Annotated in this window: 12 protein-coding genes; 7 read left to right on the top strand and 5 right to left on the bottom strand. The window is 62.9% G+C overall.

Features of this window, described 5'->3' with window-relative positions:
• Window positions 1-90: 90 nt before the first annotated feature.
• The 3 genes from pyrC (at window position 91) to D460_RS0109280 (ending at window position 3,223) form a co-directional block, all read left to right on the top strand.
• Window positions 91-1,131 carry a dihydroorotase gene (pyrC, locus tag D460_RS0109270; RefSeq protein WP_018898264.1) on the top strand — a complete coding sequence of 347 codons (1,041 nt, stop codon included), beginning with the start codon at window positions 91-93 and terminating at the stop codon, window positions 1,129-1,131.
• A gap of 182 nt (window positions 1,132-1,313) precedes the next feature.
• Window positions 1,314-2,492 carry a GGDEF domain-containing protein gene (locus D460_RS0109275; protein WP_026282958.1) on the top strand — a complete coding sequence of 393 codons (1,179 nt, stop codon included), beginning with the start codon at window positions 1,314-1,316 and terminating at the stop codon, window positions 2,490-2,492.
• 188 nt (window positions 2,493-2,680) lie between these two features.
• Window positions 2,681-3,223, top strand: a complete 543-nt coding sequence (locus D460_RS0109280; protein ID WP_018898266.1) for a glyoxalase superfamily protein — start codon at window positions 2,681-2,683, stop codon at window positions 3,221-3,223.
• 44 nt (window positions 3,224-3,267) lie between these two features.
• Here D460_RS0109280 and D460_RS0109285 read toward each other — a convergent pair whose 3' ends face one another.
• Both D460_RS0109285 and D460_RS0109290 read right to left on the bottom strand, forming a co-directional pair.
• Window positions 3,268-4,539, bottom strand: a complete 1,272-nt coding sequence (locus D460_RS0109285) for an MgtC/SapB family protein (RefSeq protein ID WP_018898267.1) — start codon at window positions 4,537-4,539, stop codon at window positions 3,268-3,270.
• Between the two features lie 90 nt (window positions 4,540-4,629).
• The gene (locus D460_RS0109290) at window positions 4,630-5,112 is read right to left on the bottom strand and encodes an anthrone oxygenase family protein (RefSeq protein ID WP_018898268.1); all 483 of its coding nucleotides are present in this window, start codon (window positions 5,110-5,112) and stop codon (window positions 4,630-4,632) included.
• Window positions 5,113-5,227: 115 nt separating this feature from the next.
• Here D460_RS0109290 and D460_RS0109295 point away from each other — a divergent pair, with 115 nt between their 5' ends.
• Window positions 5,228-5,884: a TetR family transcriptional regulator gene (locus tag D460_RS0109295; RefSeq protein WP_018898269.1), complete on the top strand. Its 657-nt coding sequence runs from the start codon at window positions 5,228-5,230 to the stop codon at window positions 5,882-5,884.
• On the opposite strand, the gene D460_RS0109300 is transcribed toward D460_RS0109295, so the two are convergent.
• Window positions 5,885-6,787 (bottom strand): GGDEF domain-containing protein, encoded by a 903-nt coding sequence (locus D460_RS0109300; RefSeq protein ID WP_018898270.1) that lies wholly within the window; start codon window positions 6,785-6,787, stop codon window positions 5,885-5,887.
• 422 nt (window positions 6,788-7,209) lie between these two features.
• Here D460_RS0109300 and D460_RS0109305 point away from each other — a divergent pair, with 422 nt between their 5' ends.
• Both D460_RS0109305 and D460_RS0109310 read left to right on the top strand, forming a co-directional pair.
• On the top strand, window positions 7,210-7,899 hold the full coding sequence (locus D460_RS0109305; protein ID WP_018898271.1) for an orotate phosphoribosyltransferase: 690 nt from the start codon (window positions 7,210-7,212) through the stop codon (window positions 7,897-7,899).
• Between the two features lie 91 nt (window positions 7,900-7,990).
• Window positions 7,991-8,917: a carbohydrate kinase gene (locus tag D460_RS0109310; protein ID WP_026282959.1), complete on the top strand. Its 927-nt coding sequence runs from the start codon at window positions 7,991-7,993 to the stop codon at window positions 8,915-8,917.
• A gap of 3 nt (window positions 8,918-8,920) precedes the next feature.
• Here D460_RS0109310 and D460_RS0109315 read toward each other — a convergent pair whose 3' ends face one another.
• Complete coding sequence (locus D460_RS0109315; RefSeq protein WP_026282960.1) at window positions 8,921-9,721, bottom strand: alpha/beta hydrolase; 801 nt, start codon at window positions 9,719-9,721, stop codon at window positions 8,921-8,923.
• Window positions 9,722-9,804: 83 nt separating this feature from the next.
• Entirely contained in the window at window positions 9,805-11,235 is a 1,431-nt protein-coding gene (locus tag D460_RS0109320) for a PLP-dependent aminotransferase family protein (protein ID WP_026282961.1), read from the bottom strand.
• Between the two features lie 90 nt (window positions 11,236-11,325).
• On the opposite strand from D460_RS0109320, the gene D460_RS0109325 reads away from it, so the two are divergent.
• Window positions 11,326-12,189 carry a DMT family transporter gene (locus D460_RS0109325; protein WP_018898275.1) on the top strand — a complete coding sequence of 288 codons (864 nt, stop codon included), beginning with the start codon at window positions 11,326-11,328 and terminating at the stop codon, window positions 12,187-12,189.
• Window positions 12,190-12,194 lie beyond the last annotated feature (5 nt).

Genomic DNA, 12,194 nt, shown 5'->3' on the forward strand with positions numbered 1-12,194 from the left:
TAGCGATGGGCAAACCATTTGCCATCCCCCATGCTTGGATGTAATTCCCAAGGCTGAGCCCTAAAGCGCAGCCTTGCCGGAGTTTAAGTCATGCAATCGATCACCATCCGCCGCCCCGATGATTGGCATCTTCACTTGCGTGATGGCGCGATGCTGGAAGGCGTGATCGCCGATTCAAGCCGCGACTTCGCCCGCGCCATCATCATGCCGAACCTCGTGCCGCCGGTCGTCACGACAGCGGATGCCGAGGCCTATCGCGGCCGCATCATGGCCGCACTTCCGAAGGGCGACCGCTTCGAGCCGCTGATGACGCTCTATCTGACCGAGCACACCGATCCGGATGATGTGGAGAAGGGCAAGGCCAGCGGCCTGATCACCGCCGTCAAGCTCTACCCCGCCGGCGCCACCACCAATTCGCATGGCGGCGTGCGCGATATCGACAAGGCCATGCCGGTGCTCGAGCGCATGGCCAAGATCGGCCTGCCGCTTTGCGTCCATGGTGAAGTCACGACATCGGACGTCGATATCTTCGATCGCGAAGCCGTCTTCATCGAAACCGTGCTCGACCCGTTGCGCAAGCGCCTGCCGGAACTGAAGGTGACGATGGAACACGTCACCACCAAGGATGGCATCGATTACATCAAGTCGGCCGAGCGCAACCTCGCCGGCTCGATCACGACCCACCACCTGATCATAAACCGCAACGCCATCCTCGTTGGCGGCATTCGCCCGCACTATTACTGCCTGCCGGTCGCCAAGCGCGAACACCATCGTGTCGCGCTGCGCCAGGCAGCCACCAGCGGCGACGCGCGCTTCTTCCTCGGCACCGATTCCGCGCCGCATGTCGATCCGCTGAAGGAATGCGGCTGCGGCTGCGCCGGCATCTATACGTCGATCAACACGATGAGCTGCCTTGCTCACGTCTTCGAACAGGACAATGCCCTCGACAGACTGGAAGCTTTCGCTTCGTTGAATGGCCCGGCCTGGTACGGCCTTCCGATAAACGAAGAAGTAATAACGCTTGTGAAGCGCGCCGAGCTCGTGTCGTTCCCTGCCAAGATCGAGACCGGCGCCGGTCCCGTCACGGTATTCGACCCCATGTTCCCGCTTCATTGGGATGTCGAGCGCTAATAGCGCTCGCAAACCCCTCATTTTTTACTGGAAGAAGGATGCGCATCCGTCGAGATATGTTACTGCGCTAACATCTAAGCTTTAAATACATGTTTTTTTAACGAAATTGATAACACATTCGCTGTCGGGCGAATTCCATTTTCTGAAAACGAAAGCGCGGCAGAAGCCACGAAGTTCAAAGCATGACGCTTGACTATAATTCATTGCTGACCGCGTTGGCGGTCTCGGCGACTTGTCTCGCCATTACTTTATTGGCGAGCTGGATTGCCCGGCGGACCGAAACATTTCTGCTGGCCTGTGGCGTCGGCCTGATCCTGATCGTCAGCGGCATCTTTGCCTATGGCATCTATGTCGACACGCCTGATGCGATCGTCGGCACCATCTGTTTTGCACTTTTGTTTCCCGGCTTCGCGATCGTCTGGGGTGCCGGCTGCCAGTTCCGGACAGGAACATTGCCGCATGCGCGTGTCGCTGCCTTTGGTGCCGTGGCCGTGGTGGCGACCGCATTGCCGATGTTGCTCGGCTATGACGGTCTGTCCTTCATCATGGACAATATCGCCATCGCCTCCTTCATGTTCGCCACGGCCTACCAGTATTGGCGCGCCCGCGCCGAAGCGATCGTCCCGCTGACGGGCATCACCAGCCTCTACTGCCTGACCGGCTTCTCTTTCGTCCTCTGCGCCGCCGTGCTGATCTATCAGGGCAAGCTTGTGCTGGGTGCGGCACCCGACAACTGGTCGGAGGATTTGAGCCTCGCCGTCTGCATCGCCAGCATGACCGGCATCGGCGCGCTGTCGCTGGCCCTGCACCAATGGCGCATGGCCGCCCGCCACCGCATCGACGCGGCAACCGATCCGCTGACCGGCCTGCTCAATCGCCGCGCTCTGTTCGATCGCCACGGCGCCGGCGTCATGGGCCCGACCACGGCCGTGCTGGTCTTCGACATCGACCACTTCAAATCGATCAACGACAACTTCGGTCACGATGTCGGTGACCGCGTGCTGAAGGTCTTCGCGGCCGAATTGACCGCGAGCTGCCGGCTGAGCGACACGGTTGCGCGCCTCGGCGGTGAAGAGTTCGCGATGGTCTTGCACGAGGTGATGCCGGGCCGCGCCGAAGTCGTGGCCGAGCGCATCCGCAAGGCCTTCGAGGGGCGCGAGCTCGATATCGACGGCGAGATCTGCAAATGCACCGTCAGCGTCGGCGTCGCCACCGGCCGCACCAAGCCGCTGCCATTCGACGCCATGCTGACCGCTGCCGACAAGGCGCTCTACGCCGCCAAGCGCGCCGGCCGCAACCGGGTCGAGCTCGCGAGCCACCTGCAGGCAGTCCCCACGGACACCGCACGCACCGCCTCTTGATCGTCGGCAATTCCCTTCGTATGGTCTGGTTGGCCGGATGCAGCCAGCCGCCCCGCGGTGCGAAAGCACGATGGTGAATGCATCCACGCATATCCTTCACATCCCTTGCTGTTTGGCGACTGATGGCGAACGGGTCAGCAGACGCGGGCACTGATCGTCCTGTTCGCCGCCAACGAAGGGAATGCAACATGCGTGATTTTCGCGATGCGAAACTGATGGCCAAGGCGTTGCGCCAGGCACTTGCCGACCGCGATGTCGATCTCTCTCACAGCGAGACGCTGGAGATCGTCGCCCGCCAGTTCGGCTTTGAACAATGGAACATCCTGTCTGCGAAACTCGAGCAGACAACGGCGCCGCCGCCAGCGGTCGGCATAGAGCCGCCGATCCCGATCTTTCGTATCTTCGACGTCGACAAGGCCAAGGAGTTCTACTGCGGTTTCCTGGGCTTCGCACTCGACTGGGAGCACCGCTTCGGCGAACATTTCCCGCTCTATTGCCAGGTCTCGCGAAGCGGCATGATCCTGCACCTCAGCGAGCACTCCGGAGACGCCAGCCCCGGCGCCAGGGCCTTCGTTCCCGTGAAAGGCGTTCGCGCCTTTCAGGCGGAGCTGGCGGCCAAGGATTATCGCTACATGAAGCCGGGGCTTCAGGAAGCGCCATGGGGATTGGAGATGGAGGTCATCGATCCCTTCAACAATCGCCTGACCTTCTGCGAACGCAACGACGGATAAAGGCCGGCAGGGTCTGCGGCGGCATGCTGGGCAAGCCTGCCGCCTCAGACAGCCCAAATCCCGCGCGTCGAGAGATAGCCGACCGCGCCGAAAAGGATGGCGACCGCCGAGGCGAGGCCGAGCGTCACGGCATATTCGCGGCGGCCCGCCGTAAAGGCCAGCGCGACCTTGGTGACCATGTTGACGAACACGGCGATCAGCGTGACATCGGCCGCCGTCGTGGCGGTGATCGCCGAGCCGACGAGGCGCACGGTCGAGAGCGTGATCGCGTCCACATCGACAAGACCCGAAATGGCGGCGACGACATAAAGCGCCGACGCGCCGACATATTCGGTCGCCATCTTCGAGACGAGGCTGATCAGGCCGAGCAGCAGCGCAAAGGAAATCACCGTCTTCAGTTCGAACGGATTGGTCAGCCCGATCTCCGGCGCCTGTGTGCTTGAGCCTGATCGCCAGGCCAGAAACAGGCTGGTCGCCAGGAAGCCTATGATGGCGGGTACGAGTGCCGACGAAAGCGGCGCCAGCATGCTCAGCGAAAGCGCGCTCGCAATGACGAGAACGCGCGCGAAGGAAAGCGCGCCGGCAATCGCCGCACCCGCCGCCAGATGCCGCGCCCCTTGCGGCGCCTCCATCGAATAGCGCGCGAAGGAGAGCGTCAGCGCGGTGGACGAGACGAGCCCGCCGGCAGCGCCTGCAAGCAGTATCCCGCGGCTCGATCCCATGAGCCGTATCGCCACATAGCCGGCAAAGGACAGTGCCGCGATGGTAATCGTCAGAAGCCAGAGCGCATAGGGGTTGAGAGCACCCCAGGGATCGAGCGGCTTGTCGGGCAGCAGCGGCAGCGCGATCACGGTCATGGCGAGCAGCATCAGCGCCGACCTAAGCTCCACCCAGGTCAGCCCTTGCAGGAAACCGTGAAGACTGGTGCGGGCCGCGAGCACGACGGTCACCACGACCGCGCCGGCTCCCGCCGTGATGAGATCGCCAAGCGTGGCGAGCATGCCGAGCGCGAAGACGCAAAGGGCCGCGATGATCGAGGTGATGCCGTAATCCTTGTCCTCGATCGCCTCCTGCCACTTGCCGGCGATATAGACGACCCCGAGAAGGACCGCTATCGTGGCTGGGAAGAACGGGCCTGTCAGCGGCTGCAGCGTGCCGACAATACCGCCGAGAAAGCCGGTGAGACCGAACGTCCGAAGTCCGGCGGTGCGCCCGCCGACGCGCACGTCCCGCTCGGTCCAGCCCCGCTCGACGCCGACGAGCAGACCGATGGCAAGCGCCACGCCGAGACGGCGGAAGACTTCGATATGTTCCATGTCCTGCACGATATCGCCGCCGCGCCGCTAAGCAAGCGCAAACATCTGAAACCATTGGCGCATTAGAGATTTTGCCGCTCGGGCGGGAGATCAGATCAGCATGAGTGCCCGAACGAACGCGGCCGATGCCAGAAGCGACGCCACCGTCCTCACATGGTTCCACCACGTCCAGTCGCGCAGGTAGCTCTGCCACAGCGCGGAGGCCTCCGGGCCGCTGCCGGAAACCTGCCCCAGCGCATCGTTCATCGGCACGTTGAAGATGATCGTCGAGGCGAAGGAGGCAACGATGTAGATGATAGCGCCGGCGAGCATCCAGAGGCTCGCCCCCTCCCGCCAGCTCATCACCGCGAGCACCCCGATCAACAGGCAGAGAATGGCCGTCGGCACGAACAACATCATGAAGGGCGATCGCAGGATCGTGACGTTGATCGAGTTCATCGCAGCGATCCCCTGTTCCGTCGGGATGCGCGAAAACGCCGGCATCACGAAAGTCGAGAACGCGAAGAATGTGCCGGCGACGAGCCCGCTGCCGATCGCGGCGGCGACAAGCGCCAATACGAGAATGATTACCATGCCGATGACCTCCCATTTTGGCTGCTAAGCCAAAAGCCAATAACAGAGAAACTCTCTCATTTGCAAAATGAGATAAACTCTCTTATTTCTCCTGTCAACCGGAATGGAGTGTTAGATGGCGGACGAAACGGCTGTGGGATCGCGAACCAAGGCGGGCGCCATCAGGCAGCCCCGGCGCATTCCCCGTCAGCAGAGAGGCCGCGAGCGCTTCGAAAAGATTCTCGCTGTTGCCACGCAACTGATCGAGGCGAAGGGAAGCGATGCGCTGAAGATGAGCGAGATCGTCGAAAAGGCCGATCTCTCCTTCGGCGCGCTCTATCAGTATTTCCCGGATAGGAGCTCGATCTTCGCAACGCTGGCCGAGCGCTTCAACGAGGAGGGCCGCGCCTGCGTGGTCGCGGCGCTTGCGGAGGCAACGGATGCCGCCACGCTGCGTGCGGCGCTCTGCCGGATCGCCGACGAATACCACGCGTTCTTTCGCAGCGAGCCCGTCATGCGCGACATATGGTTCGCCACGCAGGCGGATCGGCTGCTGCAGGAAATCGATGCTGACGATATGGAGTTTCACGCCCAGGCGCTGCTCGCGGTGCTGGAGCAGGTCTATCCGGATCGCCGCAAGCCCGCGCTGCTCGCGCTTGCGAGGCTCGCCATGCAGCTCCTGGCGGCGGCGGTCAGATACGCCGCCGCGTTGGGCGAGGACGAGGGACGGGCAGCAATCGCGCTCTACAAGAAGATGCTGCCCGCCGATATCGGCGAATTGGTAGCGGAGTGATCAGGCACGGATCTTCGCGTCCCTGATCGACAACGAGACCGCCGAGCGAACCATGTTGCGACCACCATTCTTGGCGGCATAGAGCTCCCTGTCTGCCGCCGTCAGCATGGATTTCAGCGTTTCGCTGGCGGGATCGCCACGATAGACGCCAAAGCTTGCTGTCACGCGCTTTGCCGGCAACGGGCCGACGGCCTTGCTTTCGAACTGCATGCGCAGCCTGTTGGCGATGTTGACCGCTACATCGATATCCGTGCGCGGCAGGACCAGGCAGAACTCCTCGCCGCCGATGCGCGCCGCGATGTCATAGGGCCGCAGATTGTGCTGGATCGTGGCACCGGCCATGACCAGCACCTGGTCGCCGACATCGTGGCCGAACTGGTCGTTGATCGACTTGAAGTGATCGAGATCGAAGACCACGACGGAGATCGGCGTGCGCTCACGCGCGGCGCGAGCAATCTCCAGCGCCCCGATATCCTTCAGCCAGCGGCGGTTGCCGAGGCCGGTCAGCACGTCCGTTGTCGCCTGGCGGCGCAGCTGTGCCAGCGTCGCGTCGAGTTCCTTGATCAGGATCGAGATCCCGTTGGTGACGATCCCGACCTCGTCCTTGCGCTTGCTGCGCACCGACTTCACGACGCCGGTGGAGCGGTAGGTCTCGACCACGCCGGCGATCTGGTGCAGCGGCCGGATGAACGCCCAGACGCAGGCCAGGCAAAAGGCAGTCCCGATCAGCGTCGCTCCCAGCACCAGGATAAGCACAGGCATCGCCTCGCTCCGAAAGCCGGTCACGAGATAGACGACGAGCGCCAAAAGCGGCACGTGCGTCGAGACAAAGCAAATGGAGAAGATTTTGAGGGTCAGCGATTGGTTGAACTGCTGGAACGGTGTGAACCTCGTGAGGCGCATTCTGGACTCCTTCATGGTGTCTTTGGGCGCTGGGAAAATGGCGCGGGAAGTTTCACCCCGTTGTTAATGAAATCATTCAAATTTGAATGTCTTTAGGGCCGCAGGACATTAGGCACCATGCAAGTGCCTGCCGAACAATACGTATGACGAATGTCTAAAATTATGAATGGGTTGTGGAAATTTAAGTTGTCCGCAAAAGAAATACCATCAAGGGTTTTCGCCACCCGGCGCGCCTCGCGCTTTTGGTGAATCACCGCGTCCTGACACAACGAAATTAACAGAGCGAGAAGCGGCACCAACGGCAACGTAGGCGCGTGCAAATGCCATTCTTGCGTTTGAGCCGCTCGCGTTCTGGAAACTTGCCCCACTTGCTGCTATTGGCCCATAAGTTTGAGCACAAGATCCCGGCGAAGGAGAGAACGATGATCCAGGCAACATTCACCGACCGCAAAGTCATGGCCGAACTGGTGGCCAAGATGCTCTGGGAGATCAAGGCCGTTCACTTCAATGCCACCAAGCCCTACAAGTTCGCCTCCGGCATGGCGAGCCCCGTCTATATCGACTGCCGCAAGCTTCTCTCCTTCCCGCGCGTCCGCTCGACGGTGATGGATTTCGCCGCCAGCGTCGTGCTGCGCGAGGCGGGCTTCGAGAAGTTCGATTGCATCGCCGGCGGTGAAACCGCGGGCATTCCCTTTGCGGCGCTGCTCGCCGACCGCCTTAGCCTGCCGATGATCTATGTCCGCAAGCAGCCGAAGGGTCACGGCCGCAACGCCCAGATCGAGGGCAACATGCCTGAGGGTTCGCGCGTGCTGGTCATCGAGGACCTGACGACGGCCGGCGGCAGCATGTTCAAGTTCATCGATGCAGTGCGCGCCGCCGGCGGCATTGTCGATCATGGCATCGCGCTCTTCTACTACGGCATCTTCGACGAAGGCGCGCTGCGCTTCGCCGACGGCAAGGTCAAGCTGCACTACATCGCCACATGGCGCGATGTTCTGGCTGTCGCCAAGGAGCAGCAGCTGTTCGATCAGAACACCTTGAACGAGGTGGAATCCTTCCTTGACGCGCCGCTCGCATGGTCCGGCCGCAACGGTGGTATTTCATCACTTTGAGTGAATAATTGCTCACGGCGCTTTGCTTTTGCCACGAAGTTATCTAATCCAGTTGGGCATCGACAGATCGTAATGCCCTTGGGAGACGGACATGATTTTGTGCTGTGGAGAAGCGTTGATCGACATGCTGCCGCGGGAGACGACGCTCGGCGAAAAGGGCTTCGCGCCCTATGCCGGCGGCGCCATCTTCAACACGGCGATCGCGCTCGGGCGCCTGGGCATTCAGACTTCTTTCTTCACCGGTCTCGCCGACGACATGATGGGCGAAATCCTCTGCGATACGCTGAAGGCGAGCAATGTCGACTTCAGCCTCTGCGCCATCGCGCAGCGCCCCTCGACGCTCGCCTTCGTCAAGCTGGTCAACGGCCAGGCGACCTACGCCTTCTATGACGAGGGCACCGCCGGCCGCATGATCACCGCCGATGACCTTCCTGTTCTCGGCGACGATTGCGAGGCGCTGCACTTCGGCGCCATCAGCCTGATCCCCAGCCCGTGCGGCGAAACCTACGAGGCGCTGCTAGACCGCGAGGCGGCCGAGCGCGTCATCTCGCTCGACCCGAACATCCGCCCCGGCTTCATCAAGGACAAGCAGGCGCATATGGCGCGCATCAAGCGCATGGCCGCCAAGTCCGATATCCTGAAGTTCTCCGACGAGGACCTGGAATGGTTCGGCATGGAAGGCAGCCATGACGATCTCGCCGCCCACTGGCTGCAGCACGGCGCCAAGCTCGTCGTCATCACCAAGGGCGCCGAGGGCGCGACGGGCTACACGAGTGAACGCAAGGTCACCGTCCCCAGCCAGCGCGTCACCGTGGTCGACACCGTCGGTGCCGGCGATACGTTCGATGCCGGCGTTCTCGCCTCGCTGAAGATGGATGGCCTGCTCACCAAGGCGCAGGTCGCCTCGCTCGACGAAAACGCGCTTCAGAACGCGCTCTCGCTCGGCGCCAAGGCCGCCGCCGTCACGGTCTCCCGCGCCGGCGCCAACCCGCCATGGGCCAACGAAATCGGCCTCTAAGCCTCACACCAATTGGTCAAGAAACGCGAGCACGGTCCGATTGAAGTCATCGGGCCGCTGCAGCGGCGCGAAGTGGCTGACGCCTTCAAGCGGAACGAATGTCGCGCCGGGAATGCTGCGCACCAGATGCGCGGCATGCTCCGGCTTGATGAACTCGTCCTTGTCGCCGAGCACCACCGCCACCGGCACGCGGATGCGGTTCAGGTCGGCGGCCGAATAATTCGGCTCGGTCGACATCATCAGGCTCACATCCTCGACGAAGCGGTCGAACTGGTCCGGCGTCGGCGACAGCGCCTCGTAATCCATCCGATGCCTATTGAAGCAGCGGTCAATGACCGGCGTCGGCACGAAGGGCTTTACGCCCGACGGATCCATGCTGCAGGCGAAGAAGAACACGCCGTTGACGCGCTCGGGGTGCTTGTCGGCGAGAATGAGCGCCGTGCACGCCCCATCGCTCCAGCCGACAAGCGCTGCCTTCTCGATCTCCAGATGATTCATCACCGCAAGCACGTCCGATGCCATCAGCTCGTATGTGTAGGGCTTTTCATCCCGCGTGCTGCGGCCGTGTCCACGGCTGTCGATCACCACCACGCGCCGCCCTGATCGCAGCAGCGCCGGCACCTGATAGCCCCAGTTGCCGCTGTTCCCAAGCCCGCCATGCAGCAGGATCACAGCCGGCCCGGAACCATAGGCGCTGTACCAGATATCGGCGCCGTCATGCGTAACCACCCCGTCGTCACCGTCAGGCAGCGCCTCCGCTCCCTGCGCTGCAAATCGCTCCAGCTCGTCGTCTGTCATGTCGATCCTCCCAATCCCTCATTCTCTCTAGACGGATAACGCGGCCCCATCTCGACACCTCCTCCGAAATAGTCACCGCGCCGCCCGACCTAAGCTTTCCCTCGCGCCGCCCACATGGCCTCGCGAAGTACTTCGAAGACCTTCGGGTCTTCCGTCTGCGAAACATTGAACCGCATGAAGTCCGTCGCCGTCTGCGACAGGCTGAACGCATTGCCCGGCGCCAGCACCACGTCCCGCTCCAGTGCCGCTCGCGCCACATCGGCGGCGTCGATGCCATCAGGCAGCCGGCACCACAGAAACATCCCCGCCTGCGGCTCAAGCCAGGGCACGATGCCGAGGTTCTTGAGCTTGGCCGAGACCTCGAACATCGTCTTCGATAGCCGGCTGCGCAGTGTCTCGATATGCTTGCGATAGCTCCCGTCGCTGAGCACGCTCAAGACCAGCTGCGCCGCATGCCGCCCGCCGCCGAACGAGGTGGCGATCTTCAGATCCGTCAGCCCGCCGATCCACTCCGGCTTGGCGGCGATGAAGCCGCAGCGCGCCGAGGCCGACAGCGTCTTCGAGAAACTGCCGATATGGATGACGCGATCCAGCCCGTCGAAGGCGGCGAGCCGCGGCGCCGTGACGTGCTCGAAATCGGCAAAGATATCGTCCTCGATGATCGTCAGGTCGAATTGTTCGGCGATCTTCAGCACCCGATGCGCCGTCACCGGCGAGAGGATCGCCCCGGTCGGGTTATGCAGCGCCGAATTGGTCACGTAGAGCTTCGGCCGGTGCTCGGCCACCACGCGGGCGAAGACCTCGATATCGGGGCCGGAGGGCGTATAAGGCACGCTGACAATCTTGGCGCGGTGGGCGCGAAGCAGCGCGTGGAAATTGAAATAGCAGGGATCGTCGACCATCACGGTATCGCCGGGCTCGATCAGAAAACGGCAGAGCAGGTCGATCGCCTGAATGCCTGATTCCGTGAGGATGATCTGGTCGGGCGAGGCGCCGATCCCCTTGTCGGCCATACGCCGCGCGATCAGCTGCCTGAGCGGCGGCAATCCGAGCGGCGATCCGTATGCAAGCAGCACCGGCCCATCGGCGCGCGCCAGCGCCCGCACGGCGCGTCGAACGCCATCCTCGGGAAGCCACGCGGGCGGCAGCCAGCCGCAGCCCGGCTTCAGCCCGATATCGCCCGCCTCGAGAGACTGGCGCGACACCCAGAACGGATCGATTTCGCGATCGAGCCGTGGCCCGACTTCAGACAGCGCGAAGGGGGCCGCCTGGTTTGCGACGTAGAAGCCGGAACCCGGCCGCGACAGGATCGCGCCCTCGGCGACCAGCCGCTCATAGGCCTCGACCACGGTCGAGGTCGAAATCTTCAGCGACCCCGCAAGCGCCCGCACCGAAGGCAGCTTCGCCCCCGCCGTCAGGCTGCGGCCGGCGATGCGTTGCTTGATCGTGTTCATCACCGTCGCCACGCGGGTCGTCCCGACGATCACATTGTCAGCCATCCGTACTGCTCTCCGATGCATAACAGTTTGGCAGAACCGTACCATACCGTAGCTGGCATGGCCACGCCACGAGGGATCATAAGATGGCTATTGATCGTGAAGGAGTGTGCCATGGACCGCACGGCGGCCGGTTGGTTGAATGGTTTTATCGGTGTCTTGATCTTCAGCGGCTCGCTGCCCGCGACGCGCATGGCGGTGATGGGGTTCGATCCCGTGTTCCTGACCGTCGCCCGCGCGGCGATCGCCGGGCTGATCGCACTGGCGCTGCTCGTACTGTTTCGCGAAAAGCGGCCGGCGGCCAGCGATCTTCTGTCGCTTGTTATCGTCGCCTTCGGCGTCGTCATCGGCTTTCCGCTGCTGACCGCACTGGCGCTCACCCACATCACCTCGGCGCACTCCATCGTCTTCATCGGCCTGCTGCCGCTTTCGACCGCGATCTTCGGCGTCATCAGGGGCGGCGAGCGTCCGCAGCCGGCCTTCTGGATATTCTCCTGCGTGGGGAGCGCGCTGGTCGCAGGCTTTGCCCTGTCGCAAGGCGTGACCGCGGCCCCGCTCGGCGATCTCCTGATGCTCGCCGCCATCATCGCCTGTGGGCTGGGCTATGCCGAGGGCGCCAAGTTGTCGCGCAGGCTCGGCGGCTGGCAGGTCATCTCCTGGGCGCTGGTTCTCTCGCTGCCCGTCATGCTCGCGCTTGCGCTCTTCAATCTGCCGCCGTCCTTCGCGGCGATCGAAACACCGGCCTGGGCGGGCCTCGTCTATGTCTCGCTGTTCAGCATGCTGATCGGCTTCTTCTTCTGGTATCGCGGCCTCGCGCAGGGCGGCATTGCCGGTGTCGGCCAGTTGCAGCTGCTGCAGCCCTTCTTCGGCCTGCTCCTGGCGGCAACGCTGCTGCATGAGCAGGTGAGCCCGATCATGCTCGTCGTCACCATCGCCATCGTCGGCTGCGTCGCCGGCGCCAAGAAGTTCGCCCGCTAGGGCGT

It is taken from the genome of Rhizobium sp. 2MFCol3.1, assembly GCF_000377565.1.
Classification (GTDB): Bacteria; Pseudomonadota; Alphaproteobacteria; order Rhizobiales; family Rhizobiaceae; genus Rhizobium.

What these genes read in the sequence shown, in the direction of transcription:
- pyrC (WP_018898264.1), top strand. Translation starts at nt 91, where the DNA reads ATGCAATCGATCACCATCCGCCGCCCCGATGATTGGCATCTTCACTTG.
- D460_RS0109275 (WP_026282958.1), top strand. Translation starts at nt 1,314, where the DNA reads ATGACGCTTGACTATAATTCATTGCTGACCGCGTTGGCGGTCTCGGCG.
- D460_RS0109280 (WP_018898266.1), top strand. Translation starts at nt 2,681, where the DNA reads ATGCGTGATTTTCGCGATGCGAAACTGATGGCCAAGGCGTTGCGCCAG.
- D460_RS0109285 (WP_018898267.1), bottom strand. Translation starts at nt 4,539, where the DNA reads ATGGAACATATCGAAGTCTTCCGCCGTCTCGGCGTGGCGCTTGCCATC.
- D460_RS0109290 (WP_018898268.1), bottom strand. Translation starts at nt 5,112, where the DNA reads ATGGTAATCATTCTCGTATTGGCGCTTGTCGCCGCCGCGATCGGCAGC.
- D460_RS0109295 (WP_018898269.1), top strand. Translation starts at nt 5,228, where the DNA reads ATGGCGGACGAAACGGCTGTGGGATCGCGAACCAAGGCGGGCGCCATC.
- D460_RS0109300 (WP_018898270.1), bottom strand. Translation starts at nt 6,787, where the DNA reads ATGCGCCTCACGAGGTTCACACCGTTCCAGCAGTTCAACCAATCGCTG.
- D460_RS0109305 (WP_018898271.1), top strand. Translation starts at nt 7,210, where the DNA reads ATGATCCAGGCAACATTCACCGACCGCAAAGTCATGGCCGAACTGGTG.
- D460_RS0109310 (WP_026282959.1), top strand. Translation starts at nt 7,991, where the DNA reads ATGATTTTGTGCTGTGGAGAAGCGTTGATCGACATGCTGCCGCGGGAG.
- D460_RS0109320 (WP_026282961.1), bottom strand. Translation starts at nt 11,235, where the DNA reads ATGCATCGGAGAGCAGTACGGATGGCTGACAATGTGATCGTCGGGACG.
- D460_RS0109325 (WP_018898275.1), top strand. Translation starts at nt 11,326, where the DNA reads ATGGACCGCACGGCGGCCGGTTGGTTGAATGGTTTTATCGGTGTCTTG.